Source organism: Streptomyces sp. NRRL S-920 (assembly GCF_000717945.1).
Classification (GTDB): domain Bacteria; phylum Actinomycetota; class Actinomycetes; order Streptomycetales; family Streptomycetaceae; genus Streptomyces; species Streptomyces alboniger.
Genome location: NZ_JODF01000030.1, coordinates 37231 through 63824, shown reverse-complemented (window position 1 = coordinate 63824; position 26594 = coordinate 37231). Strand labels below are relative to the sequence as shown.

General features: G+C 71.9%; 25 protein-coding genes, 1 pseudogene and 1 riboswitch. Of the genes and pseudogenes, 13 read left to right on the top strand and 13 right to left on the bottom strand.

What is annotated here, in order from left to right; genetic code table 11:
- Positions 1-114: 114 nt before the first annotated feature.
- Positions 115-636 (top strand): DUF4240 domain-containing protein, encoded by a 522-nt coding sequence (locus IG54_RS0121815; protein ID WP_030786900.1) that lies wholly within the window; start codon positions 115-117, stop codon positions 634-636.
- On the opposite strand, the gene IG54_RS0121810 is transcribed toward IG54_RS0121815, so the two are convergent.
- Together IG54_RS0121810 and IG54_RS0121805 are read right to left on the bottom strand one after the other, a co-directional pair.
- Entirely contained in the window at positions 623-1771 is a 1149-nt protein-coding gene (locus IG54_RS0121810) for a PP2C family protein-serine/threonine phosphatase (RefSeq protein ID WP_030786898.1), read from the bottom strand. The two genes, IG54_RS0121815 and IG54_RS0121810, sit on opposite strands and share 14 nt — an antisense overlap.
- A gap of 130 nt (positions 1772-1901) precedes the next feature.
- Positions 1902-2390, bottom strand: coding sequence for a GNAT family N-acetyltransferase (locus tag IG54_RS0121805; RefSeq protein WP_030786896.1), 489 nt, complete (start codon positions 2388-2390; stop codon positions 1902-1904).
- A gap of 107 nt (positions 2391-2497) precedes the next feature.
- On the opposite strand from IG54_RS0121805, the gene IG54_RS0121800 reads away from it, so the two are divergent.
- Together IG54_RS0121800 and IG54_RS0121795 are read left to right on the top strand one after the other, a co-directional pair.
- A complete protein-coding gene (locus tag IG54_RS0121800) occupies positions 2498-3424 on the top strand; it encodes a TIGR01777 family oxidoreductase (RefSeq protein WP_051819789.1) in 927 nt (308 codons plus the stop codon).
- Positions 3425-3666: 242 nt separating this feature from the next.
- Positions 3667-5022 carry an NAD(P)/FAD-dependent oxidoreductase gene (locus IG54_RS0121795; RefSeq protein WP_030786890.1) on the top strand — a complete coding sequence of 452 codons (1356 nt, stop codon included), beginning with the start codon at positions 3667-3669 and terminating at the stop codon, positions 5020-5022.
- Positions 5023-5142: 120 nt separating this feature from the next.
- Here IG54_RS0121795 and IG54_RS0121790 read toward each other — a convergent pair whose 3' ends face one another.
- Entirely contained in the window at positions 5143-6588 is a 1446-nt protein-coding gene (locus tag IG54_RS0121790) for a hypothetical protein (protein WP_030786887.1), read from the bottom strand.
- A gap of 217 nt (positions 6589-6805) precedes the next feature.
- Here IG54_RS0121790 and lipB point away from each other — a divergent pair, with 217 nt between their 5' ends.
- The 4 genes from lipB (at position 6806) to IG54_RS0121770 (ending at position 10002) form a co-directional block, all read left to right on the top strand.
- The gene (gene lipB / locus IG54_RS0121785; RefSeq protein WP_030786885.1) at positions 6806-7603 is read left to right on the top strand and encodes a lipoyl(octanoyl) transferase LipB; all 798 of its coding nucleotides are present in this window, start codon (positions 6806-6808) and stop codon (positions 7601-7603) included.
- Between the two features lie 130 nt (positions 7604-7733).
- Entirely contained in the window at positions 7734-8699 is a 966-nt protein-coding gene (locus IG54_RS0121780; protein ID WP_030786881.1) for a lipoyl synthase, read from the top strand.
- 361 nt (positions 8700-9060) lie between these two features.
- The gene (locus tag IG54_RS0121775) at positions 9061-9264 is read left to right on the top strand and encodes a hypothetical protein (protein ID WP_030786878.1); all 204 of its coding nucleotides are present in this window, start codon (positions 9061-9063) and stop codon (positions 9262-9264) included.
- A 30-nt stretch (positions 9265-9294) separates the two neighbouring features.
- Entirely contained in the window at positions 9295-10002 is a 708-nt protein-coding gene (locus tag IG54_RS0121770) for a DUF4191 domain-containing protein (RefSeq protein WP_030786876.1), read from the top strand.
- A gap of 74 nt (positions 10003-10076) precedes the next feature.
- On the opposite strand, the gene IG54_RS0121765 is transcribed toward IG54_RS0121770, so the two are convergent.
- Positions 10077-10544 carry an RDD family protein gene (locus tag IG54_RS0121765; protein WP_030786874.1) on the bottom strand — a complete coding sequence of 156 codons (468 nt, stop codon included), beginning with the start codon at positions 10542-10544 and terminating at the stop codon, positions 10077-10079.
- Positions 10545-10792: 248 nt separating this feature from the next.
- On the opposite strand from IG54_RS0121765, the gene glnA reads away from it, so the two are divergent.
- Entirely contained in the window at positions 10793-12202 is a 1410-nt protein-coding gene (gene glnA / locus IG54_RS0121760; RefSeq protein ID WP_030786871.1) for a type I glutamate--ammonia ligase, read from the top strand.
- Positions 12203-12293: 91 nt separating this feature from the next.
- Here the strand turns inward: glnA and IG54_RS43815 are convergent.
- The 6 genes and pseudogenes from IG54_RS43815 to IG54_RS0121730 form a co-directional block, all read right to left on the bottom strand.
- Positions 12294-13125, bottom strand: a pseudogene (locus IG54_RS43815) (metallophosphoesterase).
- 104 nt (positions 13126-13229) lie between these two features.
- Positions 13230-14030 carry an ABC transporter ATP-binding protein gene (locus tag IG54_RS0121750; protein WP_030786867.1) on the bottom strand — a complete coding sequence of 267 codons (801 nt, stop codon included), beginning with the start codon at positions 14028-14030 and terminating at the stop codon, positions 13230-13232.
- A 47-nt stretch (positions 14031-14077) separates the two neighbouring features.
- Positions 14078-15100, bottom strand: a complete 1023-nt coding sequence (locus tag IG54_RS0121745; protein WP_037897541.1) for a FecCD family ABC transporter permease — start codon at positions 15098-15100, stop codon at positions 14078-14080.
- 2 nt (positions 15101-15102) lie between these two features.
- Entirely contained in the window at positions 15103-16089 is a 987-nt protein-coding gene (locus IG54_RS0121740) for an ABC transporter substrate-binding protein (protein WP_078594362.1), read from the bottom strand.
- A gap of 122 nt (positions 16090-16211) precedes the next feature.
- Positions 16212-16397, bottom strand: a riboswitch (cobalamin riboswitch).
- A 28-nt stretch (positions 16398-16425) separates the two neighbouring features.
- The gene (locus tag IG54_RS38160; RefSeq protein WP_030786858.1) at positions 16426-16920 is read right to left on the bottom strand and encodes a VOC family protein; all 495 of its coding nucleotides are present in this window, start codon (positions 16918-16920) and stop codon (positions 16426-16428) included.
- On the bottom strand, positions 16917-17795 hold the full coding sequence (locus IG54_RS0121730) for an AraC family transcriptional regulator (protein WP_051819783.1): 879 nt from the start codon (positions 17793-17795) through the stop codon (positions 16917-16919). Before IG54_RS0121730 ends, IG54_RS38160 begins: the two co-directional genes overlap by 4 nt.
- A gap of 206 nt (positions 17796-18001) precedes the next feature.
- Here IG54_RS0121730 and IG54_RS0121725 point away from each other — a divergent pair, with 206 nt between their 5' ends.
- Complete coding sequence (locus IG54_RS0121725; RefSeq protein WP_234336302.1) at positions 18002-19168, top strand: haloacid dehalogenase-like hydrolase; 1167 nt, start codon at positions 18002-18004, stop codon at positions 19166-19168.
- A 21-nt stretch (positions 19169-19189) separates the two neighbouring features.
- Here the strand turns inward: IG54_RS0121725 and IG54_RS0121720 are convergent, their stop codons facing one another.
- Both IG54_RS0121720 and IG54_RS0121715 read right to left on the bottom strand, forming a co-directional pair.
- The gene (locus tag IG54_RS0121720) at positions 19190-20179 is read right to left on the bottom strand and encodes an alpha/beta fold hydrolase (RefSeq protein ID WP_051819781.1); all 990 of its coding nucleotides are present in this window, start codon (positions 20177-20179) and stop codon (positions 19190-19192) included.
- A gap of 151 nt (positions 20180-20330) precedes the next feature.
- Positions 20331-20627, bottom strand: coding sequence for a hypothetical protein (locus IG54_RS0121715; RefSeq protein WP_420712270.1), 297 nt, complete (start codon positions 20625-20627; stop codon positions 20331-20333).
- 167 nt (positions 20628-20794) lie between these two features.
- Between IG54_RS0121715 and IG54_RS0121710 the strand changes: the two genes are divergently transcribed.
- The 4 genes from IG54_RS0121710 (at position 20795) to IG54_RS0121690 (ending at position 24307) form a co-directional block, all read left to right on the top strand.
- Positions 20795-21163, top strand: coding sequence for an arsenate reductase family protein (locus tag IG54_RS0121710; protein ID WP_030786848.1), 369 nt, complete (start codon positions 20795-20797; stop codon positions 21161-21163).
- Between the two features lie 185 nt (positions 21164-21348).
- Positions 21349-22386: a glutamine synthetase gene (gene glnII, locus IG54_RS0121705; protein ID WP_030786845.1), complete on the top strand. Its 1038-nt coding sequence runs from the start codon at positions 21349-21351 to the stop codon at positions 22384-22386.
- Between the two features lie 295 nt (positions 22387-22681).
- On the top strand, positions 22682-23251 hold the full coding sequence (locus IG54_RS0121695; protein ID WP_030786843.1) for a winged helix-turn-helix domain-containing protein: 570 nt from the start codon (positions 22682-22684) through the stop codon (positions 23249-23251).
- 69 nt (positions 23252-23320) lie between these two features.
- A complete protein-coding gene (locus tag IG54_RS0121690) occupies positions 23321-24307 on the top strand; it encodes an NAD-dependent epimerase/dehydratase family protein (RefSeq protein WP_078594358.1) in 987 nt (328 codons plus the stop codon).
- A gap of 67 nt (positions 24308-24374) precedes the next feature.
- Here IG54_RS0121690 and IG54_RS0121685 read toward each other — a convergent pair whose 3' ends face one another.
- The gene (locus IG54_RS0121685) at positions 24375-26561 is read right to left on the bottom strand and encodes an MMPL family transporter (protein WP_199809572.1); all 2187 of its coding nucleotides are present in this window, start codon (positions 26559-26561) and stop codon (positions 24375-24377) included.
- Positions 26562-26594 lie beyond the last annotated feature (33 nt).

Below are 26594 nucleotides of genomic sequence, written 5' to 3'. Positions count from 1 at the left end.
CAACCTCTGTCGGTCTTGTCGGTTCTTGTAGGGCGTGTGCGTCATAACGAGACAGCCGCATTCCGGCGCACTCCGCGTGCGCCCCCACCCCCCAGGACCGATGCTGGACCCGTGATGGACGAGACGGAGTTCTGGGAGATCGTGGACAGTACCCGCGAGGCCGCCGGCGGCGACCCCGAGGACCACGCCGAGCTGCTCGTCGAGAGACTGCTCCAGTCCGACCCGGACGCCGTCCTCGACTTCGCCCGCCATTTCGAGGCCCGCTACAACCGCGCGTACCGCTGGGACCTGTGGGGCGCCGCCTGGGTGCTGCTCGGCGGCGCGAGCGACGACGCCTTCGACTACTTCCGGTGCTGGCTGATCGGGCAGGGCCGGGAGGTCTTCGAGGGCGCGGTGCACGATCCCGACGCGCTCGCCGACCTCCTCGACGACTTCGACGAGGAGCTGGACGGCGACGGGGAGGAACTCGGTTACGCCGCCGACGAGGCGTACGAGCAGCTCACCGGTCTGGTCGCACCCGACCTCGGCATCCTGCCCGCCCCGCCGGAACCGGAGGGTACGCCGGTCGACTTCGAGGACGACGCGGTGATGGCGCAGCTCTATCCGAAGCTGTGGAGCCGTTTCATGGCCGACTGAGGTCCTCTCCCCGCTCGTTCTCACAAGGTCCCGGCGCGAACACCATCATCGTCACGTCGTCCCGCACCGTCCCCGCGTGGCGCACGACGTCGGCCCACACCCGCTCCGTGAGGCCCGCCGGGTCGTCCAGGACCGCCGGGTCGGCCTTGACCATCTCGGTGAGCCGCTCGGCCAGGGGGTAGAACGCGCCGGACGCGTCCCGTGCCTCGCTCACCCCGTCGGTCAGGCCGAGCAGCCGGTCCCCGGCGAGCAGCGGCACCGTCAGCTGTTCGGGCGGGGCCAGGCCCGCGATGCCGAGGCCGAGCGGGGGGTTCGACACCACCGCCAGCTCGGTGACCTCGGGGCCGCGCAGCAGCAGCGGCGGCGGATGGCCGCAGGAGACGACGCGTACGACGCAGGAGTCGTCGGGGAATTCGAGGAGTACGGCCGTGGCGAACAGTTCGGCGTGCTCGTCGCCCTCGGAGTCCACGACGAGCCTGCGGTCGAGGCGGGCCGCGACGCCCTCCAGGTCGGGCTGGTCGAGGACGGCCTCGCGGAAGGCGCCGAGCAGCGCGGCGACCGTGCCGACGGCCGCGAGCCCGTGGCCCTGCACATCGCCGATCAGGGCGCGTACGACGCCCGGTCCCCTGCGTACGTCGAAGAAGTCACCGCCGACCAGCGACTCGTGCTGCGCCGCCTGGTACAGGCCCGCGCACCGCACCCGGCCGACCCGTTCCGGCAGCGGCGGCAGGACCGCGAACTGGGCCGCTTCGGCGACCGTGCGGACCGTGACCAGCTGGGCCTCGCGGCGGCTGCGTACCCACGCGAAGACCACGCTGAGCAGGGCGATGAAGGTGATCGTCAGCTCGTCGCTGCTGCCGGCGTGGCCGAGTCCGAAGTCCGGAAGGGAGAGCAGCGCGACCACGACACCGCCGAGCAGGGCGGTGGCGGCGGGCCCGTACGACAGCGCGGCGAGCGGCGGGACGGCCGCGACCAGGAAGGTCAGGTCGAGCGATTTGGGGGTCATCAGCTGGACGAGGACGATCACCACGAGCAGCAGCGGCGGGGGCCAGCGGACCCACGGGGGAGGCGGTGTGCCACGCAGCAGCCAGTCGCGCTCCTCCGCCTCACGCCGTCTGGCCGCAGCCCTGATCATCTCTTCACGCTCCTACGCGCGCGGGGACATCGCACGCCGGGCCGGTCCGTCGGGTGCGGGGCCCCGCAGGCCCGGGGGTGCCGGTGGGGTTGTCGGAGGGGTTGTCGGAGAGGTCTGCCGGAGGGGCCCGTCAGAGGGGGCGGCCCATGAGGATGTCGTCGACGTACTCGCCGTTCAGCAGGAACTCTCCGGGCAGTACGCCCTCGATCACGAAGCCCTCGGTCTCGTAGAGCTTGCGGGCCGGGGTGTTGTGCCCGAGGACCCGCAGTGTGATGCGGAGCGCGCCCTGGCGGCGTGCCTCGTCCATGGCCGCCCTCATCAGCCGTCGGCCGACTCCCTGGCCGCGCGCCTCATCGGCGACGACGAAGCCCTGGATCTGGCGTACGTGCGCGTTGACGAGCAGCGGGGTGGGGAAACCGAGCTTCACATAGCCGACGAGCCGCCCGTCCGACTCGGCGACGAGGTGGTCGCGGGGGCCGAAGCGGTCGTTGAAGAAGGGCTCGTAGGGCGGCTCGGGGCGGGGCTGGACCGCGTGCAGCGTGGACCACGTGGCGCGGTCGAGCCGGGCGAGGGCGTCGTCGTCCTCGGGCAGCGCGGTGCGTATGTGCAGGTCCGTCATGGCGCCACTGTACGGCGACCGCGCGAGGCCGCCGGATCATTTCACCGGCGGGCGACGCCCCGCGGCGGGCCGGCCCTCATCCGCGCGTTCCGGGGCAGGATGGGTCCATGGAACCCACGCAGCCGAAGCGTTCCCCGCAGCCCTTCCGGGTGGCCGTCGCCGGTGCCTCCGGGCTCATCGGCACGGCGCTCGCGCGCTCCCTCGCCGAGGACGGCCACGAGGTCGTCCGGCTGGTGCGGCGGGCGCCCCGCGCCCCGGGAGAGGTGCGCTGGGACCCCAAGAAGGGGTACGTCGACACGGCCGGGCTCGCGGGCTGCTCGGCGGTCGTCAACCTCGCGGGCGCGGGCATCGGCGACCACCGCTGGACGGACGCCTACAAGCGGGAACTGCGCGACAGCCGCGTCCTCGGCACCACCGCGCTGGCCGCCGCGGCCGCCTCGCTCGACGAACCGCCGCGCGTGTTCCTGAACGCCAGCGCGATCGGCTACTACGGGGACACCGGTCGGCGGGCCGTGGACGAGAGTGCCCCCGCGGGCGAGGGTTTCCTGCCCGCCCTGTGCGTGGAGTGGGAGGCGGCGACCGCCGCCGCCGAAGAGGCGGGCATCCGCACGGTCATCGCCCGCAACGGCCTCGTGGTGGGCCGCGAGGGCGGCGCCTGGGGCCGCCTCTTCCCGCTCTTCAAGGCGGGGCTCGGCGGCCGTCTCGGCGACGGCAGGCAGTACTGGAGCTATATCTCCCTGCACGACGAGGTGGCCGCGCTGCGCCATCTCCTGGAGACGGAGACGTTGTCGGGCCCGTTCAACCTCACGGCACCCGACCCGCTGACCAATCGCGAGGTGACGGCCGCGATGGGCCGGGTCCTGAAGCGGCCGACGCTCCTTGCGGCCCCCGCGCCCGCGCTGCGGGTGGTGCTCGGGGAGATGGCGGGCGATGTCCTCGGCAGCCAGCGGGTGCTGCCGAGGCGCCTCCTGGAGTCCGGCTTCGTCTTCGCCTTCCCCGGCATCGAGGAGTCGATCCGGGCGGCGCTGAGGTAAGCGGAGCCGCGCGGAGGTAAGCGGAGCCGCGCCGAGGAACGCGCGCCGAGGGGTGAGGCGTGTTGTCGGGGGAAGCCCGCCGATCGGATCTGTTCGCGTGCGACCGCTGTGCGACCGTGCCCTGTCCATGCGCGACTGTCATTGACCGGAACCGCTCCTACCCTCGTGCCGAACTCGGGGATTCCGGCGCCCCGTCGGGGGCATCAGCTCCCCACCAGCCGCGCGACCTCTAGGAGGGGCACGTGCTAGAGCCTGCGCACCATGCGGATGTCGTCATCGTGGGGGCCGGGGCCGCGGGGCTCTCGGCCGCGCATCGGCTGACCAGCGCCGGTGTAACGACCGTTGTCCTGGAAGCCGCTCCTTACGTCGGCGGCCGGATGTCGACCGAGAAGGTCGACGGGTTCCGGCTCGACAGGATCGGGCAGTTGCTCACCACCTCGTATCCGGAACTGCGCCGCACCCCGGGCCTCGACTCGCTCGTCCTGCGTCCCTTCGCGCCCGGCCTGCTGGTGCACAGCGACGGCCGCCACCACCGGGCGGCGGAGCCCGTACCCGGACGGAGCGCGAGGAGCGCACTCACCGCAGCGCGCGCCCTCGCGAGCGCCCCCCGGGTGCCGCGGGCCGCGCGGGCCACCCCCGGCCCGGCCTCCCGCCCCGCGCCCCTCGGCGGCCCCCTCGACCAGGCCCGGCTCGGCGCCGCGCTCGCCCGCCTCGCGACGACCCCCGTGGAGCGGTTGCTCGCCCGCCCCGAACTCCCCGCGGCGCGCGCCCTGTCCGCGCGCGGGCTGCCCTCCCGCACCATCGACGGCTTTCTGCGCCCCCTGCTCTCCGCACTGCTCTGCGATCCCGGCCTCACCACCTCCAGCCGGTGCGCGGACCTCGCCCTGCACGCCTTCGCGCGCGGCCGGCTCTGCGTAGCGGAGGGCGGCGCCGAGGTCCTGCCCGAGCTGCTCGCCGCCTCGCTGCCGCCGGGCACGGTCCGCACAGGCGTCCGTGCCACGGCGGTCTCCACCACGTCCGTCACCACCGCCGAGCACGGCGAGATCGCCTGCCGCGCCGTGCTCCTCGCCACCGACGCGCGCGCCGCCGCCCACCTCCTCCCCGGCCTGCGGGTGCCGCCCTTCCACGAGCTGACGGTGTTCCACCACACCGCCCCCGAGCCGCCGCTCGACGGGCCCGCGCTGCTCCTGGACGCCGACCGCGCGGGCCCCGTCGCCCACACGACCGTGATGAGCCGGGTCGACCCGTCCCGCGCCCCCACCGGCCGCGTCCTCGTCTCCTCGACCGTGCTGGGCCCGCCGCCGGACGAGCGGACCGTCCGCGCGCACCTCCGCACGCTGTACGGCACACCGACCGACCGCTGGGAACTCCTCGCCGTCCACCACACCCGCGAGGCCGTGCCCGCGATGCCGCCGCCGCACGACCCGCGCCGCCCGGTGCGCCTGCTCTCGGGGCTCTACGTCTGCGGGGACCACCGGGACACCAGCACCGTGCAGGGCGCGCTGCACTCGGGGCGGCGGGCGGCGCACGCCGTGCTCGCGGACTTCGGGATCGCCGCCCCGGAGTGCGCCCAGGAGTCACTGCCGACCGCGGCCTGACCCCGGACCCGGCCCGGCCCCGCCCTGCCCGGAGGGCGCGCACCCTCCGGGCTCCCGACCGGCTCCCCCGGAAGCCCCCGCGCCCCCCACGCGGGGGCTTCTCCCCTCGCGAGCCCCCGGTCACCCCAGCGCGGCGACCTTGTCGCGGTACCCGCGGACCGGTGCGGCGTCCCGGTACGGTTCCAGGCGGCGCTCGAATTCGCGTACGTACTCGTGGGCGCGGGCCGACCGCATCTCGCCCGCCGCCTGTGCCGCCTCCGCGCCCAGCTGGCAGGCCTGTTCCAGCTCGCCGAGGCCGAGCCGCGCGGTGGCGAGCACCACCCGGCTGAAGAGGCGGCTGCGCGCGAAAGCGGGTGCGCGCAGTTGCAACGAGCGCTCGGCGTGCTGGGCGGCGACGCGGTACTGCTGGAGGTCGCGGTAGCAGTGCCCCAGCTCGTCCGCCAGCTGCGCCTCGTCGAAGAACCGCCCCCAGTAGGGCACCTCGTCCCCCGGCCGCGCCGCTTCGAGTGCGCGTTCGGCCCGCTGGAGCGAGGCGGTGCAGGCCCGCGCCTCACCGAGCACCCCGTGCCCGCGCGCCTCCGCGGCGTACAGCAGGGACTGCACGACGGGCGGCGCCGAGGAGCCGACGCCCTGCTGGGCGACCCGCGCGAGCTGGACGGCCTCGCGCCCGTGCCCGAGGTAGACGGCCTGGCGGCTCATGGTGACCAGGACGTAGGAGCCGTACGCCCGGTCGCCCGCCGCCTGCGAGAGGCGCAACGCCTGTACGTAGTACCGCTGGGCGAGCCCGTGGGCCGCGATGTCGTACGACGTCCAGCCCGCGAGCCGGGTCAGGTCGGCGGCGGCCGCGAAGAGGCGCCGCCCGGCCTGCTCGCCGTAGGTGCCGCGCAGCATCGGCTCGGCCTCGTGTTCCAGATAGCGCACGAGGGCCTGCCGGGCGTGCCCGCCCCCGTAGGCGTTGTCGAGGGCGCGGAACAGCTCGCCGACGGAGCGCAGGGCCGCGATGTCGCCGTTGGTGACGCGTTGACCCGGGCTCCGGTCGGACTCTCTGCGCTGACGGGGCACGGCGGGGCGGCCCTGGGCGGGCACGCGCGCGTGCCCGGGGTCGGTCTCGCCGCGCCCGACGCGCTCGTCGGCCCGGCCGATCAGCCAGTCCCTGCTGGGCACGACGAGCCCGGCCGGGGTGAAGGCGATCTTCCGTAGCTCCGCGTGGCTGCCGGAGTCCTTGCGCCACAGGCCGCCGACGATGTCGACGGCCTCCTCGGGGGTGGCCGCGAATTCGAGCCCGGCGTACACCGGCGCGCACGCGTCGAGGCCGAGGTCCTGGGCGGACAGGCGCCGCCCGAGCCTCCTGGTGAAGACCTCGGCGATCAGCGCGGGCGTGGTGCCTCTGGGCTGCTGGCCGCGCAGCCACCGGGTCACGGATGTCTTGTCGTAGCGCAGGTCGAGACCGTGCTCGAGACCGAGCTGGTCGACGCGGCGGGCGAGGCCCGCATTGGAGAATCCGGCTTCCGAGATGAGCGCGGCTAGCTGGCGGTTGGGAGTGCGCTGCGGGGGTCGTTCCGTCATCGGCTGTGCGGTCTCCTGCCTTCCGGGCCTGCCTTTGAGCAGCCCTTATGGCCTCGTGAACGGCGCGAATGTAACGGCCATCACAGCCCGCGGATGCACCTTCCCCCGGTGTTCATCCGATCGTGTGAGGAACCGGGCCGGGGTTGCCCGGCCGGTGGGCCCGTACAGTGGCTGGGGCGCGATATGTGCACGGTGAATGTTCAGGGAGGCAGCTGCCGTGAGTGAGTTTCGGTTCGTCCGGATGGGCTTCGGTCCCGACGCCGTGGAGTACCGGGAGGCGTGGGACGAGCAGCGCCGTGTGCATGCCGCCCGCTTCGCCGACGAGGTCCCGGACACCTGCCTGCTCCTTGAGCACCTGCCGGTGTACACCGCGGGCCGCCGCACCGCGGACAGCGAGCGCCCGCTGGACGGCACGCCCGTCGTCGACGTGGACCGCGGCGGCAAGATCACCTGGCACGGCCCGGGGCAGCTCGTGGGCTATCCGATCCAGAAGCTGCCGCGCCCGGTGGACGTCGTAGCACATGTGCGGCGCCTGGAGGAGGCTCTTATCCGTACGTGTGCGGACTTCGGGCTGGAGACCTCGCGCGTCGAGGGCCGCAGCGGCGTCTGGGTCCTCGGCGACCCGGTGGCGGAGCGTCCGGCGCTCGGGGGCCTGTCCCTGGACTTCGACCCGCGCCTTGAGGACGACGAGTTCGACGCCCGGTTCAACGGTCCGGAGTACGCGCCGTCCAACGCGGGCCAGCGCCGCGAGGACCGCAAGATCGCCGCGATCGGCATCCGGGTCGCCAAGGGCGTGACGATGCACGGCTTCGCGCTGAACGTGAACCCGGACAACACCTGGTTCGACCGGATCATCCCGTGCGGCATCCGCGACGCGGGCGTCACGTCGCTCTCGTACGAACTGGACCGCGAGGTCACCATCGCCGACGTGCTGCCCGTCGCCGAGCGACATCTGCGGGACGTCCTGGAGAACGCGGAACTCACACCGCGCGTCGTCGAGAGGACGGCCGTCTGAGGCTCGGGGAATGAACCCCGTTGGCCAGAGGTTGGCCGGAAGTAAGTCCAACGACATCACGGGCGTACCCTGGTGTGCGCCGAAGAATCGAAGCTACGCCAGCTCATACGCCAGCTAACAGGGAGCCGATGTGTCCGCAGTCGCACCCGACGGACGCAAGATGCTGCGCCTGGAGGTCCGGAACGCCCAGACCCCCATCGAGCGCAAGCCCGAGTGGATCAAGACCCGGGCGAAGATGGGCCCCGAGTACAACGCCCTCCAGAAACTCGTGAAGAGCGAGGGTCTGCACACGGTCTGCCAGGAGGCGGGCTGTCCGAACATCTACGAGTGCTGGGAGGACCGCGAGGCCACGTTCCTCATCGGCGGCGACCAGTGCACGCGGCGATGTGACTTCTGCCAGATCGACACCGGCAAGCCGCAGGCCCTCGACCGCGACGAGCCGCGCCGCGTCGGCGAGTCCGTCGTCACGATGGACCTGAACTACGCCACGATCACCGGCGTCGCCCGCGACGACCTGGAGGACGGAGGCGCCTGGCTGTACGCGGAGACCGTGCGCCAGATCCACGCGATGACGGCGGACCGCGCGGAGGGCCAGACCAAGGTCGAGCTGCTCATCCCGGACTTCAACGCCGACCCCGACCAGCTGGCCGAGGTCTTCTCCTCCCGCCCCGAGGTCCTCGGGCACAACGTGGAGACCGTGCCGCGCATCTTCAAGCGGATCCGCCCCGGCTTCCGCTTCGAGCGTTCGCTGGAGGTCATCGCCCGCGCGCGGGAGGCCGGCCTGGTCACCAAGTCGAACCTCATCCTCGGCATGGGCGAGGAGCGCGAGGAGATCAGCGAGGCGCTGCACGCGCTGCACGACGCGGGCTGCGAGCTGATCACGATCACGCAGTACCTGCGCCCGACCCCGCGCCACCACCCCGTGGAGCGCTGGGCCAAGCCCGCGGAGTTCGTGGAGCTGAAGGAGGAGGCCGAGGAGATCGGTTTCTCCGGCGTCATGTCGGGCCCGCTGGTCCGCTCCTCGTACCGCGCGGGTCGGCTCTACCAGATGGCGATCGAGAAGCGCGGCGCGTACGTGGCCTCGCAGGCGGTGTGACGCGGGCCCATGGGTGAGGCGGACGCGTGGGCGCGGTGTGCTGTGTGCCCTGCGCTGTGTGCCGTGCGCTGTGTGAATCCGCGCACAAGTAGCTACTGACTAGTAAAACCCGCAACGACGCGGCCCGTACGATCCCCGCAGGTGACGGGGTCGTACGGGCCGCGTCAGTGTTTTTGGGGCGGGTTGGGGCAGGGCGTCAAGGTTTCATCGGGGTTTGACCGGTCGGTCACGCCCTGGTAACACCAATCAGTGACCCTGTAATCACCGCACGTACAGCCTTACCCACAGCATTGCCCAGACTTAGCCGCAGCCTTATCCCCAGCCGCTCATCCCCCGAGCCGCTCCCCAGGAGGGCCCCATCATGCAGGCCGCGCCCGTACGCGCCACCGCCATCCCGTCCGTCACCGACGCCCTGCGCGCGGTCGAGTCGCTCTTGATGAGCGGCGGCCAGCGCACCGCACGCCGCAACGCCTGGACTTCCGTGCTGGAGGACCGGCGCCGCGCCAAGGACCGGGGCGAGGCGCTGCGCGTGTTCGAAGAGGGCATGGCGACCCGTACGTCGTAGCCGCCTCCCGGGCCACGTAGACTTCACGACATGGCGAGGAAGGAATCCACCGCGGCGGATACGGCCGCGGAGCCAGGGCGACTCAAGCAGATCGCTCTGACCTACAAGATGACCCGACGGGCCGACTCCAAAATCGGTCTCATCATCGCGGCTGTGGGAATCGTCACCTTTGGTGTGTTCCTCGCGATCGGCTTCTTGATCGGTCACCCGGTCTATCTGGGCATTCTCGGCTTCCTGATCGCCTTCCTCGCGATGGCGATCGTCTTCGGACGCAGGGCCGAGCGTGCCGCCTTCGGGCAGATGGAGGGCCAGCCCGGTGCGGCGGCCGCGGTGCTCGACAAGATCGGCCGCGGCTGGACGACGACCCCCGCGATCGCGATGAACCGCAGCCAGGACGTGGTGCACCGCACCGTCGGCAAGGCCGGCATCGTCCTGGTGGCCGAGGGCAACCCGAACCGCGTGAAGGGCCTGCTGGCCGCCGAGAAGAAGAAGATGGCGCGCATCGTGGCGGACGTCCCCGTGCACGACGTCATCGTCGGCACCACCGAGGGCACGGTCTCCCTGAAGAAGCTGCGCACGACGCTTCTGAAGCTGCCGCGCGTCCTCACCGGTCCGCAGGTCACGGCGACCAATGACCGACTCCGGGCGATGGGTGACCTTATGTCCAATATGCCGCTCCCTAAGGGGCCGATGCCCAAGGGCATGCGGATGCCGCGCGGCGGCCCGAAGGCGAAGTAGTCCGCTCTGCTTCTCCCTACGACGATGAAGGGCCCCGGAACCGATCGGTTCCGGGGCCCTTCATCGTCGTAACCCTAGACCCGGACCTGCACGGCGCGGGCGAGGCGGTCGTGGAGGCCGCGGCCGTCGCGGTCCCAGATCAGGGCGGGGATGGCGACGCACAGCAGGACGCTGCGGGCCAGGACCCGGCCCAGGCCGAGCCGGCCGCCGCGCTCGGCGACGACGCGCAGCCTGAAGAGGGCCTTGCCGGGCGTGCAGCCGACCGTGCCGACGGTGAGCACGCTCATGACGAAGAGGATGCCGAGGGCCCAGTTGCCCATCGCCTGCTGGTCACCGCGAGCGAACAGGCCGTATGCGATCACCATGCACAGACCCCAGTCCACGGCGATCGCGCCGATGCGGCGGCCCGGGCGCGCGATCGAGCCCGGCCCCTCCTCCGGCAGGCCGAGCTGCTCGCCCCGGTACCCGAAGTCGACACCGGCGTCCTCCGCGGCCGCGCGCGGTCCGGACAGCCACGATCCGATTGCTTGCCTGTTGTCCACCCGTCCACGGTACTGCGCCCGGTTTCGTACGGGCGCGGGCGGGTCAGATGTACGAAGGTGCACGCGGGGCCGCCGAGGCGGCAGCGACCGCTCCCCACCGGCGGGCCGGTTAACTTCGGCGAAACAAATGGGTCATGCTTGAGAAATCCCCCGTCCCTATGGTCGGGTCCCAGCGTGTGCCACCGCACCGGCCGCACCACGAGCTGCAACCCCGTCCCGCCTCGGGCGGGAGTAGGAGGAGTTGGATGTTGTTCCAGAACGCCGACGACGCAAAGAAGTTCCTCGCGGACGAGGACGTCAAGTTCGTCGATGTCCGCTTCTGTGACCTGCCGGGTGTGATGCAGCACTTCACGATCCCGGCGGCGGCGTTCGACCCGGACGAGGAGCTGGCCTTCGACGGTTCGTCGATCCGCGGCTTCCAGGCCATCCACGAGTCCGACATGGCGCTGCGCGCCGACCTGTCGACGGCCCGCGTGGACCCCTTCCGCCGCGACAAGACCGTCAACATCAACTTCTTCATCCACGACCCGATCACGGGCGAGCAGTACAGCCGTGACCCGCGGAACGTCGCGAAGAAGGCGGAGGCGTACCTGGCCTCCACCGGCATCGCGGACACGGCCTACTTCGGCCCCGAGGCCGAGTTCTACGTCTTCGACAACGTCCGCTTCCAGACGTCGGCGAACGAGAGCTTCTACCACATCGACTCCGAGGCGGGCGCCTGGAACACCGGTGCGGTCGAGAACAACCGCGGCTACAAGGTCCGCTACAAGGGCGGTTACTTCCCCGCCCCGCCGGTCGACCACTTCGCGGACCTGCGCGCCGAGATCTCCCTCGAACTCGACAAGAACGGCCTCCAGGTCGAGCGCCAGCACCACGAGGTGGGCACGGCGGGCCAGGCCGAGATCAACTACAAGTTCAACACGCTGCTGGCCGCGGCCGACGACCTGATGCTCTTCAAGTACATCGTGAAGAACGTCGCCTGGCGCAACGGCAAGACCGCGACGTTCATGCCGAAGCCGATCTTCGGCGACAACGGCTCGGGCATGCACGTCCACCAGTCGCTGTGGTCCGGCGGCAACCCGCTCTTCTACGACGAGCAGGGCTACGCGGGCCTCTCGGACACCGCGCGCTACTACATCGGCGGCATCCTCAAGCACGCCCCGTCGCTGCTGGCGTTCACCAACCCGACGGTGAACTCCTACCACCGCCTGGTCCCCGGCTTCGAGGCCCCGGTCAACCTGGTCTACTCGCAGCGCAACCGCTCCGCGGCGATGCGCATCCCGATCACGGGCTCGAACCCGAAGGCCAAGCGCGTCGAGTTCCGCGCGCCGGACCCGTCCTCGAACCCGTACCTGGCCTTCTCCGCGCTCCTCCTGGCGGGCCTCGACGGCGTCAAGAACAAGATCGAGCCGGCCGAGCCGATCGACAAGGACCTCTACGAGCTGGCCCCCGAGGAGCACGCGGGCGTCCCCCAGGTCCCGACCTCCCTCCCCGCGGTCCTCGACGCCCTGGAGGCGGACAACGAGTACCTCCAGGCGGGCGGCGTCTTCACGTCGGACCTGATCGAGACGTGGATCGACTACAAGCGGACGAACGAGATCGCGCCGATTCAGCTGCGGCCGCATCCGCATGAGTTCGAGCTGTACTTCGACATCTAGACCGACCGGGCCGGTCTCTGGCCCGATGGCAGCTTCACCAGTGGGGGCGGTTACCCGGATCCGGGTAACCGCCCCCACTGGGTTCCGGCGCTCAGGCGTCCGGCAGCTCGTCGAGCGGCACCACCCGATAATGCGTCGTCAACCGCCCCGTGTCGTCCAGGACGTGGAAAGCGAGCGCCGGGGGCAGGTCGCGGTGGATGTGGTGGGTCGGGGTGGTCTGGGGTTCCCAGGGGAGGCGCAGGGTCGAGACCACGCCGGGGGCCACCAGGAGCGGGCGGTTCGCGAACGTCGTCGCCGCGGGGGTGTGCGCGTGACCCGCCAGGAATGCCGTGATGTTGGGGTGGCGGGTCGTCAGGGCGGCCAGGCGGGACTCGTCGAACTGGCGGATCTCGTCGACGTACGGCGTGTGCAGGGGCACGGGCGGGTGGTGGAAGGCGATCAGGACGGGCTGGGTGGGGCGGGTGCCGGCCAGGAGGTCGGACAGCCACGTCAGGGTTTCGTCCGACAGGCTGCCGTGGTCCTCGCCGGGGACCGAGGTGTCGCACAGGGCCAGCCGTGAAGTGGTCTGTGGTGTACGACTGGTTGATCGGGTCGGTCCGCGGCGGTTCGCCCAGCAGGTGCTCGCGGTACGCGGCGCGCTCGTCGTGGTTTCCGGGGCAGGTCAGCAGCGGGTGGCGGGATGTGAGGAGCTTGCGGGCCTCCTCGTACGCCGAGGGGGCGGCGTGGTCGGTTATATCGCCCGTGACGATCACGGCGTCCAGGTCGTACGGGAGGTCATTCAGGTACCGCATGACCGTGCGGGTGCGCTCGGCGCTGCGGCCCGCGTCCTCCGCGCCGGTGTCTATGTGGGTGTCGCTCAGGTGGGCGATCACGGCGACGGGCGTTGTGGGGTGGTGGGGTGGTAGGGATGTCGGGGTCTGCATCGGGGCGGGGCTCCTTGGTCGGTGATCTTGCGCTGAACTGAACCTAGAGCGCCGCAGGTGTGTCGTTAAGAGCCAGTGGCCCAGCCCTGGACCGGTTCGCGCGGTCAGCTCCGCAGGAAGCGCACCGATGGGGTCGGCGGGCGGCCGTCGGGGGTCGGCTCGCCGGGGGTGACCCGCGCCCGTACTCCGTATACCTCCGCGATCAGGTCCTCCGTGATCACCTCCGTCGGTGTGCCCGCCGCGTACGCCGTGCCCTCCTTGAGGATCAGCACGTGGTCGCAGAACATCGCCGCCAGGTTGAGGTCGTGCAGGGCGATGACGCTGGTGACGGGGAGGTCGGCGACCAGGGAGAGCAGGTCCAGCTGGTGCTGGATGTCCAGGTGGTTGGTGGGCTCGTCCAGGAGGAGTTCGCGGGGTTCCTGGGCCAGGGCGCGGGCTATCTGGACGCGTTGGCGTTCGCCGCCGGACAGCGTGTGCCAGGACTGGGTGGCGCGCCCGGTGAGGCCGGTGCGCTCCAGGGCCTCGCGGACGGCGCGCTCGTCGTGGGACGTGGGGGCCGACCATGCGCGGCGGTGCGGGACGCGGCCCAGGCGTACGACGTCTCGTACGGTCAACTCCACTTGTGTGGACGCGTGTTGGTCGACCACCGCGATACGGCGTGCCACCGCGCGGCGCGGGGTGTCGGGGAGCGGGCGGCCGTCCAGGGTGACTACCCCGGAGGCGGGGGCGAGGACGCCCGCGAGCAGCCGCAGGAGCGTGGACTTGCCGGAGCCGTTGGGGCCGAGGAGGCCTACGGTGGCGCCGGGTGGCGGAGCGAGACTGACGCCGTCGACGACGAGCCGCCCACCGGCCGCACGGGCGACGCGCTCGGCACGCAGACCGTGCGGGCCGTGCGGGCCGTGCAGGCCGTCCTCGGCAGGCGGTCCGCCCTGGACACGCGGCCCTCGCTCGGTCACGTCGTCCCCCTCCGCGTCCGGTACAGCACCAGCACGAACGCCGGTACGCCGATGAGTGAGGTCACCACTCCCACCGGGACCTCCTGCGGGTCGAGGGCCGTGCGGGCCAGGGTGTCCACCCAGATCAGGAAGACCGCCCCGGCCAGCGCCGTGACGGGGAGGAGGCGGGTGTGGCCGGAGCCGACGAGGGCGCGGGCCGCGTGGGGCAGGACCAGGCCCACGAAGCCGATGGCGCCCGCCGAGCTGACCAGGGCCGCCGTCAGCAGTGCCGTCACGCAGAGCAGGACGAGCCGGGTGCGGGCGACCCGTACGCCCAGTGTCGCCGCCGCTTCCTGGCCGAAGGCGAACGCGTCGAGCGTACGGGCGTGGCCGAGGCACACGGCCAGCGTCACCGCGAGGACCGCGGCGCACAGCCATACGTCCGTCCAGCCCGCGCCGCTGAGCGAGCCGAGCAGCCAGAACAGGACGCCCCTGGCGGTCTCCGCGTCGCCCGCCGTGAGGATCACGAAGGAGGTCAGGGCGGAGAAGAGCTGCATCGCGGCCACGCCCGACAGCACGACCCGGTCCGTCGTGTCGCCGAGCGTGTGGCTCAGGAGCAGGACGAGGGCGAAGGAGAGGAGCGCGCCGACGAACGCTCCCGCCGAGACCGAGAGCGCTCCCCCGCCCACGCCGAGGACGAGGACCGCGACGGCCCCGGTGGACGCCCCGGACGACACCCCGAGCACGAAGGGGTCGGCGAGGGGGTTGCGGAGCAGCGACTGCATGACCGCGCCGCAGACCGCGAGGCCCGCGCCGCACACCGCGGCGAGCAGGGTGCGGGGCATCCGCAGGTTCCAGACGATGCCGTCCCTGATGGGGGTGAGCCGTGCCTCGCCCCAGCCGAGGTGCGCGGCGAGCGCCGAGAACACGTCGGGGACCGAGATGTCGGCGGGGCCGATGGTGACGGCGACCGCCACGGAGAGCAGGAGCGCGGCGCACGCCGCCAGCCACAGGAGGGCCTGTCGGGCGGGGGCGGCCACGCTCACTTGGCGAGCCCGAACTTCCGCAGCCCGGCGGCCACTTGCTCGATGCCGTCGACCGTGCGGATCGTGGGGTTCATGGCCTGGCCGCTGAGGAGTACGTAGCGCTTCTTCCGTACGGCGGTCAGGTTCTTGGTCGCGGGGTTGGACTCCAGGAACTTGATCTTCGCCGCGGCGCTCTCGGCGGACTGCGACTTGCGGGTGAGGTCGCCGATGACGAGGACGTCGGGGTCGCGGTCGGCGACGGTCTCCCAGTTGATCTGGGGCCACTCCTCGCGGGTGTCGTCGAAGACGTTCTTCGCGCCGAGTTCGCGGGTGATGATGCCGGGGGCGCCGCAGCAGCCCGCCATGTAAGGGGCGTCGGAGTTGGCGAACCAGTACAGGAGCGTCGTGTCGGAGGCCTTGATGTCCTTGGTGGCCTTCGTGACGCGGCCCTTCAGGTCGGCGACGAGCCTCTCGCCGCGCTTCTCGACGTCGAACACCTTCGCCAGGTCCCGCACCTCGCCGTAGACGGTGTCCATGGTGAGGGTCTTGACGCGCTTGCCGTCGCCGCCGCCGTCGTTGTCCTTGCCCGCGCAGTCGGTGGGCGAGACGTAGACGGGCACGCCGAGTTCGGTGAACTTCGTACGGTCGGCGACGCCGCCCTTGCCGACGGTGTAGAGGAAGGAGGCGCTGACGAAGTCCGGTTCCTTGGCGAGGACCTTCTCCAGGGAGGGGTAGCGGTCGGCGAGCCGCTCCACCTTGGCGTTGTCCTTCTCCAGGTTCTTCAGGACCGGGTCCGTCCAGGTACCCGTACCGACCATGCGGTCGGCGAGGCCGAGGGAGAGCAGGATCTCCGTGGAGCCCTGGTCGAGCGAGACCGCGCGCCGGGGCGGGGCCCCGACCTTCGCCTCCTTGCCGCAGGAGGCGACCGTGACCGGGTAGCCGTCGGCGCTCTTGCCCGACGGCTTCGACGCGGAACCGTCGCCGCACGCGGTGAGCGCGAGCATGGCGACCGTCAGCGTTCCGGCACAGCGCAGGGCGGTTGTACGGGCTTTCGAGGACACGTGATCCCTTGAGTCTCACGGCTCATACGCGGAGCCTGGTCTGCGGCACAACCTCCGCCGCCCGGTGTGCGGGCGGAGGCGCCAGCAGGTCTTCGGACTCGGGATCGGCCGGACGGGGCGCCTTCCCAGGTGTCGGCGGACACCCAGTGGCCGTGGCCCCGCCCGTCCCCCTCACCGCTGCGCGTCAGTTCCGGATTTCCACCGGATTCCCTGACCCAGGTATGGGTTTGACTGGCTTGCGCAAGTTATCACGCGCCTTCACCAGGCCGGCCCGTGCCTTCACGAGCGGGCGGGGCCGGGCCTGGGGTCGCCCCGGTAGGTGCCGAAGAACCAGCGGTTTCCCTCGGGGTCCGCGATGCCGAACTCGCGGCTGCCGTACGGCTTGTCCTCGATCTCGCTGACGATCCTCACGCCGGCCCCGGTGAGGCGGGCGTACAGGGAGTCCACCTGGTCGGTGACGACATAGGCGCCGGAGGTGCCCGGCTTCCCGCACGTCTCGCCGGGCGCGTCGGGGTCGTAGGAGCCGAGCATGATGCCGCCGCCCTCGGGCCAGTCCAGCTGGGCGTGGGCGACACGGCCGCCGTCCTCGTATACGGCCGTGCGCAGGAAGCCGACGGTGTCGACGAGGAAGTCGATCAGTGCGGGGGCGTCCTGGGCCTGGAGGGTCGGCCAGATGGCGGGAGCGGGGGTGTGGAGCTGCTGCTCTGCTTGGAGGCGCTGCTTCGCTGTGGTGTCGGATGTGGTGCTGGGTGTGGTGTCGGGTGTGGTGTTCATGTCTCCCACTCTTCGCCTCCTCCGCGCACCCCGGCTTGGATATTCCGGCACTCCTCGGCCAGCCACCTGGTGGGGCTCGTCTCCGTGTACTGCTGGAAGTCCCGTACGAGGTGGGAGTGGTCGTAGTAGCCGGTGTCGGCGGCGACCCGGGCGAGGTCGGGCGGGCCGCCCGCCGCGACGGCCCGGACCACCGCCGCCCTGGCGTGCTGGAAGCGCATGAGGCGTGCGGCCTGCTTGGGGCTCAGTCCGGTCTCGGCGCGGAAGAGCGCGGTCAGGCGGCGCTCGCTGAGCGCCACGTGCCGGGACAGGCCGCCGAGGGTGCCCGCGCCGCGGTGCCGGGCCAGCCACGCCCAGGCCTCGGCGACCTCGGGGCGTACGGAGCCGGCGCGGCCGGTGGCGGCGTGGTCGGTGGCGGCGCGTCGACGCAGGTAGCCGGAGAGGAGGGCGAAGCGGTCCTCCCAGCGGTCCAGCTCGCACAGTCTTTCGCGCACCTCGGCGGCGCGGGCGCCGAACACGTCCGTGCCGCCCGTGACGAGCTGCCCGGTCAGCGCGGCCGCGGGCAGACCGAGGAGGGTACGGGCGGCCAGCGGGTGCACGGCGAGCTGGATGCCCGCCTGGTGCTCGGCCTGGGCGATGTACGCGGGGCTCTGGTGCAGGCCGCCCACGACGATGTCGGTGCGGACCGCGTCCGTGCCGGTCGCCTGGGCGGGGGTGCCGCCGCTGGCGATGGGGCCGTCGAGCGAGAAGATCACCGTCAGATAGGGGGAGGGCAGGCCCCGGTGCAGGGCAGGCGGCCGACCCGCGGTGCGGTAGCCGACCGCGGAGACGATGCCCTCCACGCGGGGGGCGGCTCGGACGAACTCGGAGGAGCCCACGTCTTCCAGTATGCGTGTACGTATGCGACTGCGCGGGGGTGGAGTCGGCGCCCGGCGTCCCCCTCCGCTACCCCCTCTCCCCCCGCCGCATGCGCCCCGCCCCCGGTGACTTCGATCATGGGAAACGGCCGTCCCGCCGCTTAGCATGGCGCGCCGCTCCGGACGGGGCCGCGCATCGCTCTCAGAATCGGCAGGACAAGGCCCACATGGCAGACACAGCAGACACAGCAGGTACGGCAGACACGGCAGTACGACGGAGGAACAAGCTGGCCGCCACCGGCGTCGCGGGGGCGCTCGTCGCGGCCGTGCTCACGGGCGGCGCGCTGTGGCCGACGAGCGAGGCCACGGCGGCGGACACCTCCGCCGCCACCGCCCGCGAGCTGTCGCACTGGCCGAAGCCGGTCGCGAAGAAGCTCGGCGAGGTCATCGCGGCGAACGACCACAAGGGCGCGTACGCCGTGTTCGACGCGGACAACACGACGTACCGCAACGATCTGGAGGAGTCGCTGCTGCCGTTCCTGGAGATGAAGGGCGTCCTGACCCGCGCGACCATGGACCCGTCCCTCAAGACCATCCCCTTCAAGGACACGGCCACCCACAAGGAGAGCCTCTACAGCTACTACAACCGGCTCTGCGAGGTGGACGACCAGGTCTGCTACCCCTGGGCCGCGCAGATCTTCTCCGGTTTCACGCTGAAGGAGCTGAAGGGGTACGTCGATGACCTCCTGGCGTACAAGAAGCCGATCCCCGCGGAGTACTACGAGGGCGGGAAGCTCACGAAGACGCAGGTGAATCCGCCCGAGTTCTCGAACGGCATGCGCCAGCTCCACAAGACGCTGCGTGCGCACGGCATCGAGGTGTACGTCGTCAGCGCGGCCAGCGAGGATCTGGTCCGCATGGTCCTCGCCGATCCGAAGTACGGCTACGGCGTGAAGCCGCAGAACGTCATCGGCGTCTCCATGCTGCTCAAGGACCGCGAGACCGGCGAGGTGACCAGTTCCCGCAAGGAGATCGCCGAGGGCCGCTTCGGCGAGAGGGACCGGGCGAAGCTCGCCGGGCGCGAGCTGACGCCGAAGCTGTGGGCGCCGCTGACCTGGTACGAGGGCAAGCCCGCGGCGATCAGCACGTACATCGACGAGTGGCGGAAGCCCATCCTCGTGGCCGGTGACACCCCGGTCAGCGACGGCCCGATGCTGTTCCACTCGGCGGATGTGGAGCACGGCGGCGTACGGGTCTGGGTCAACCGCAAGGACGCGTACATGAAGCAGCTCGACGGGATGAAGAGGAAGAACGCGCAGCGGCAGCGCGAGCTGGGCCAGAAGGTGACGGCCGACAAGCGGTGGCTGACGGTGACGCCGGGCCAGATCGGCTGATCACCGGCGGTCAGTGGACGGTCAGTCGGTGGATGTCCAGGCCGCCACCTGCTTGGCGAGCGCGCCGCCCGCCTTCGTCCACGCGAAGTGGTCGAGGCGGGTGCCCGCCTCCCGCTCGGTGTAGTGACGCCGGGTGAGGCGGGCCCGGGGGATCTTGCCGAGCAGGTGGTCGAGGGCGGCGGCGGGGGCGAACGTATCGCGCTCGACGGAGACCGCGAGCACCGGCAACTCCAGTGCGGCGAGGGCCGTTTCGTAGTCGCGTGCGGACCCCTTGGCGGTGTAGCGGCCCGTACGGCCCTGCCGCGCCCAGTCCCGCATGACGCTCTTGGGCTGGTCGCCGCCGAAGCCGAGCCGGGCGCCGGGCCACCGGCCGAGCACGGTCGACGTCGCGGCGATCAGCAGCTGGCCGAGGAGCAGGGCGGGGCCGCGCAGGGGGCCGTACGCGCGGAACCAGACGGATCCTGTGGCGACGAGCACCACACCGTCGACCCCGGGTCCGGGGGCGGGGCCCGGGACGGGGGCGGGGCTGGGGGCGGCGGTCAATGCCGCGTGTATCAGGCCCAGTTGGCCGCCGAGGCTGTGGCCGAGGAGGTACAGGGGCGGCTCGGGGCCCAGCTCGGCGCGGACGGCTGCGAGGACGGCGGGGAGGTCCTCCTCGACGATCGCGCGGTAGCCGTGGTCGCGCGTCCCGCGGCGGCCGGCGCGCGGGGTCGCCTCGCCCTGGCCGCGCAGGTCGGCGGTGAGCACGGTCAGGCCCTCGCCGTGCAGCCGGTGGGCGAAGCGGCGGTAGAAGCGGGCGGGGGTGCCCATCGCCGGGACGATGAGCACCGCGGGTGCCGGGGGCGGGCCGGGGGCCGGTCCCGAGCCGGACGGCAGGAAGCGATCCGGCGCGGGGGCGCACAGGGCACGCACCGGAACGCGGGCGCCGTCCGGGAGTTCGACGGTCACCAGGAGCGGCAGGTCGGCGACGGGGTCCGGCTGGTTCGGGCCGACGGTTTCCGGCTGGGTCATGGGGCACAGCATGCCTCGTCGCACGCGTGTACGCACGGCCCCACGCCGAAACGGGGCGCAACGCGATGGGGGCGCCCCCTGCTCGAGCGAAGCCGAGAGCTTGGGGAAGTGCCAGACCCCGCGGCCCGCGGCATGATCCGCCGGACAGGCCCTAGCGGCTGTAGCGCATCAGCGCGCGCACCATGTGGCAGGTGATGTCGGAGGGCGGGTGGATCCCGACCTCCTCCGCCATGCTCCTTATCCTGCTGTTCGTCGCCTGGTTCGGCACGAAGACGCCCGAGTCGAGAAGGGCGATCGCGAGGCGCATGGCCTTCAGGCGGCGGTTGTGGCTGACGTACCACTCGCGCGGGCGCCCGGCGGGCAGCACCTTCTTCGCCAGTGGTGCGTACGGCAGATCGATCAGTACGGGTTGGGAAACACGCTTCGTCGTCAGTGCGGCAGCGGGCACGGGCATCCTCCTGTCGCGGTCGGGACCCCCCGTCGGGCGCCCTCGAACACTACGTTGATTCTACTGCGCACCACTGACAATCGCCGCTGGCCAGAAGGCCTTTCGGATGTTCGAATAGGGTCGCGCCGCACGGCCTGGTGCGGGTGGTTCGGAGGTAGCGTGTGGGCATGGAGATCTGGATCAACCCCGCCTGTTCGAAGTGCCGCGCCGCCCTCTCGCTGCTCGACGCGGAGGGTGCCGACTACACCGTGCGCCGCTACCTCGACGAGGTACCGACCGAGGACGAGATCCGTGCCGTGCTCGACCGCCTCGGCCTCGAACCGTGGGACATCACCAGGACGCAGGAGCAGGCCGCCAAGGACCTGAACCTGAAGGACCGCGAGGCCTGGCCGCGCGACGCCTCGGGGCGCGACCGCTGGGTGAAGGCCCTCGCCGAGCACCCGAAGCTGATCCAGCGCCCCATCATCACCGCGGACGACGGCACGGCGGTGGTGGCGAGGACGGAGGAGGCGGTACGGGACGCGCTCGCACGCTGAGGCCCGGACGACCGCCGGCCGGGCCCAGGACCCGCGCTCCGGTAACACGGGGTTTTCCGGTAACACGGGGTTCACACAGGAGCAACGGTCGGGAAATCGCCGGTTGCCAGGCTGCCGCTCATCACCACGGCACCGCAGCACCCGCACGTTCTGCGCCGTACCGAGCGTCTAAGGATGAGGCACCCGTGACCTTCAAGGCTGAGTACATCTGGATCGACGGCACCGCGCCGACCGCCAAGCTCCGTTCCAAGACGAAGATCCTGACGGACGACGCGAAGGGCGCCGAGCTGCCGCTGTGGGGCTTCGACGGATCCAGCACGAACCAGGCCGAGGGCCACGCCTCCGACCGCGTGCTCAAGCCGGTCTTCACCTGCCCGGACCCGATCCGCGGCGGCGGCAGCACCGGTGACGTACTCGTCCTGTGCGAGGTCCTCAACACGGACATGACGCCGCACGAGTCCAACACCCGCGCCGAGCTGGCCGAGGTCGAGGCCCGCTTCGCCGCGCAGGAGCCGATCTTCGGCATCGAGCAGGAGTACACCTTCTTCGAGGGCGACCGCCCGCTCGGCTTCCCCGTCGGCGGCTTCCCCGCGGCGCAGGGCGGCTACTACTGCGGCGTCGGCTCGGACGAGATCTTCGGCCGTGACGTCGTCGAGGCGCACCTGGAGAACTGCCTCAAGGCGGGTCTCGGCATCTCCGGCATCAACGCCGAGGTCATGCCGGGCCAGTGGGAGTTCCAGGTCGGCCCGCTCGCCCCGCTGGAGGTCTCCGACCAGCTGTGGGTGGCCCGCTGGCTGCTCTACCGCACCGCCGAGGACTTCAAGGTCTCCGCGACCCTCGACCCGAAGCCGGTCAAGGGCGACTGGAACGGCGCGGGCGCGCACACCAATTTCTCCACGAAGGCGATGCGCGAGGGCTACGACGCGATCATCACCGCCTGCGAGTCGCTCGGCGAGGGCTCCAAGCCGATGGACCACGTCAAGAACTACGGCGCGGGCATCGACGACCGCCTCACCGGCCTGCACGAGACGGCCCCGTGGAACGAGTACAGCTACGGCGTCTCCGACCGCGGCGCCTCGGTCCGCATCCCCTGGCAGGTCGAGCAGGACCGCAAGGGCTACATCGAGGACCGCCGCCCGAACGCGAACGTCGACCCGTACGTCGTCACGCGCCTCCTCGTCGACACGTGCTGCGCCGCCCTGGAGAAGGCCGGCCAGGTCTGATCCCGCGATGACCGCCACCGACGTGGGCGCCCGCCGATACCGGTGGGCGCCCACGTCGTCATCTGATTCAATGGGGGGCATGGGCAGCCACCAGAACACCTCGACGGGTCGTGACGACCTCGAGCCCTTCTGGCCCTCCCGTCAGCACCACGACTTCGACCGGGTGTGTTGCCGCGCGATGAACGCGCGGGCCCTCTAAAGCCGTTCACCCCGGCCTTCGCCCGACGCGCACGACGTAACGACGTACGTCTCGTTCTCGACGACTCCTTATCTCGCGCGAAAGAGCTGACTCCCCATGGCGAACTCCCGTACCTTCACCGCCGCTGCCACCGCCACCGCATCCCCCGCGGCCTCCGCCGCCCGGGGGCGCCTGCGGGCCGTCGCCCCGGACGAGGTGGCGCACATCCCCGACTTCCTGCCGCCGGGCGCCACTTGGCTGCCCGCGCCCCAGCACACCCTGCCCACCCTGCCGGGCCAGCCGCCGATGGTCGGCTACCTCGTCCTCGTACCGGCCGGGCAGGAGCCCGTCGCCGCCGATCCCCGGCTGCCCGAGGCGCCGCCCGCGCCCGCCACCGGCCCGGTCAGGGTCGACGCCGTGCGGCGTGCCGCCGAGGTCGACGGGCGGCCCCTCGACCTGACGTACCTGGAGTTCGAGCTGCTCGCCCACCTCGTCGCGCACCCCCACCGGGTGCACACCCGGGACCAGTTGGTGACGACGGTGTGGGGGTACGGCCACGTCGGCGACGGCCGCACCGTGGACGTCCACATCGCGCGGCTGCGGCGCAAGCTCGGCGGCGAGCACCGCGGGACCATCCAGACCGTGCGGCGGGTGGGATACAAGTACGTGCCGCCGGCATCCCGCTGAGCACCGCCGCCCTCTGCTGGAAGCAGAATGCGTTCCCCCGCCCCCTGCCACCGGGGCAGAGTCACCCGCATGAGACTTCTGATGCTGGGTGGTACGGAGTTCGTGGGCCGCGCCGTCACCGAGGCGGCGCTCGCCCGGGGCTGGGAAGTGACCGTCTTCCACCGCGGCCGCCACGCCGCGCCCGAGGGGGCCCGGGTCATCCACGGCGACCGCACGGCCGAGGGGGGCCTCGCGGGGCTCGCCGGCGGCGAGTGGGACGTGGTGGTCGACACCTGGTCGGCCGCGCCGCACGTCGTACGGGACGCGGCGCGGCTGCTCGCCGGGCGGGCCGGGCGGTACGTGTACGTGTCCAGCGGTTCCGTGTACCGCTACCCCGGGGAGGCGGGCTCGGACGAGAGCTTCCCCGTGGTGGACGGCGACCCCGACGCGGACGCCACGGCGTACGCGGAGGACAAGCGGGGCGGCGAGCTGGCCGCGATCGCCGGGTTCGGCGCCGAGCGGACGGTGCTCGCGCGGGCGGGGCTGATCCTCGGCCCCTACGAGAACATCGGCCGGCTGCCGTGGTGGCTGAACCGGGTCGCGCGCGGTGGCCCGGTGCTGGCCCCCGGCCCCCGGGACTCGGAGATCCAGTACGTGGATGTGCGCGACCTCGCGGAGTGGGTCCTCGACGCGGCCGTGGCGGCACTGCACGGCGCGTACAACCTGGTCAGCCCCATGGGGCAGTTCACGATGGGGGAGCTGCTCGACGCGTGCGTGGAGGTGGCGGGCCCGGACGCGGAGCTGCGCTGGACGGCGCCCGAAGCGGTGCTGGAGGCGGGCATCGAGCAGTGGATGGAGCTGCCGGTGTGGCTGGCGCCCGGGGAGCTGCACGACACGATGCACCGCACCTCCTCGCGGAAGGCGATCGAGGCGGGGCTCAAGGCCCGGCCCGTCGCCGAGACGGTGCGTGACACCTGGACGTGGCTCCAGTCCATCGGCGGGATCCCGCCGCAGCGGCCGGACCGCCCCGTCGTCGGGCTCGCCCCCGAGAAGGAGGCGAAGGCGCTCGGCCTGTGACACGACGTGGTGGTGGCCCCGGCGCGGTGCAGGGCGCCGGGGCCACCTCACGGGTGCCGGTGTTCCGTCAACGCCCGCTCGGCACCCTGGTGTTGTACGAGTCGCCGTGGAGGGGGGCGGTGGGTCCCGCCTCCGCGTGGGAGATCCGCGGAAGCCACTTCAGGTAGCGCGGCGTGTGCCAGTTGCGCTCCCCCAGCAGCACCATCACGGACGGCAGGAGGATCATGCGGACCACCGTGGCGTCGAGCAGGACCGCCACGCCGAGGCCCACGCCCATCTGCTGCATGTCCTGCATGGACAGCGTGCCGAAGACCGCGAAGACCGCCACCATGATCACGGCCGCGCCCGTCACCGCGCCCGCCGTGCGCGTGACGCCCTCGCGGATCGCCGAGCGGTTGTCCATGCCCCCGTCCCGGGACTCGCGGATCCGGGAGACCACGAACACGTGGTAGTCCATCGACAGGCCGAAGAGGACGACGAGGACGAACAGCGGCATCCAGTTCTCGATCGCGCCGACCCGCTCCGAGCCGATCAGCTCCGCGCCCCAGCCGTGCTGGAAGACGGCGGTCATGACGCCGTACGCCGCGCCCACGGAGAGCAGGTTCAGGGCGATCGACGTCACCGCGATCACCACCGAGCGGAAGCTGAGGAGCATCAGCAGGAACGTCACGGCGGTGATGAAGGCGAAGACGGGGACGATGCCCTTGCCGAGCTGGTCGCCGAAGTCCTCCGAGGAGGCCAGTTCCCCGCCCACGTACGCCGTCGCGGCCACGCCTTCGAAGGCGGCGGGGACCGTGTCGTCGCGCAGTTCCCCCAGCGCCTTCTTCGCCTCGGCACCGGTGCCGTCACCGGGCAGCGGCACCTCGATCTCGGCGACGTCCGCCGCCTTGTGGACGGTGAGTTCGGCGCCGTCACCGGCCTTCTTTGTCAGGGCGTCGAGGGCGTCCCGCACCGGCGGCGCGCCGATGTCGTCCGCCGCGACGACCACGCGGGCCGGGGCCGGGCCGCCGGGGAACTCCTCGGTGATCCTCTTGTACGAGATGGAGAGCGGGGCGTCGGAGCCGAACTGCTTCTCCAGGCCCAGCTGTTCCGTCCTCATGCCGAGCGCGGGGGCGGCCAGCGCGAGGAGCAGCACGGTGGCGCCGACGGCGAAGAACTTCGGGCGGGCGAGGACGGGCCGCAGGAGCCTGCCCGCGACACCACCGCTCGTCCCGCTCGTGGAGCGGCGGCTCAGGAACGGGAGGCGACCCGCGTCGACCCGGTCGCCGAGCCCGGCGAGCAGTGCCGGCAAGACCGTGACGGAGCCGAGCATCGCCACGCACACCACCAGGATCGTGGCGACGGCGAAGCCCTTGAAGAGGAGCAGGCCGGACAGGAACATGCCCGCCATCGCGACCATCACCGTCAGACCCGAGACGAGGACGGCACGCCCGCTGGTGGCGGCGGCGATCCGCAGCGCGGTGTCCGCGTCGTGCCCGGCCGCCCGCTCGTCCCGCTCGCGGCGCAGATAGAACAGGCAGTAGTCGACGCCGACCGCGAGGCCCATCAGGAACATGACGGAGTACGTCGTCTCGAACAGGTGCAGCTGGTGGCTGGCGAGGGAGAGCAGCCCGAAGGCCGCCACGCACGCCGTGAGCGCGAGGCCGACCGGGAGCAGGGCGGCGACCACCGCGCCGAAGGCGACCAGGAGGATGCCGAGGGCGAGCGGCACCGCGGTGAACTCGGCCCGCTTCAGGTCGTCGGCGAGCAGGTCGGACAGGTGTTTCTCGGAGCTGGCGTCGCCGAACTGATGGATCACGATGCCGTGGGCGGCGGCGCCCTTGCGCCCGGCATCGGTCACGGCGTCGAGGACCGGCTGGACGCGGTCGGCCGCCTCGTCCGACGGCCCCTTGATCTCGAAGCGGAGCAGCGCGTCCTTGCCGTCCCGCGAGGGCAGCGGCTTCTGGAGGCCGGTCACGTCACCGGTCGCCCTCAGCGCCTTGGACAGGTCGGCCGCCGCGTCGCGCCAGCCGTCGGGGGTTCGCGCGGTGACCATGACGAGTTCGCCCGCGGGTTCGTCGACGCCGGCGTCCTTCAGGATCGTGGCGGCCCGGCCCGAGTCGCCGACCTCCATCTCCTCGTCGGACGCGGTGACCATGCCGCCGGCCCCGCCGAGGACCGTGGCGAGGACCACGAGAACCAGCCAGCCGAGTACGGCCGTCTTGCGGTGGTGTGCGCTCCACACCCCGAGTCGTGCCGCGAGGTTGTGCCTCATGGCGTTCCGCCCCCATCAGTTCGCGTAAGTAAG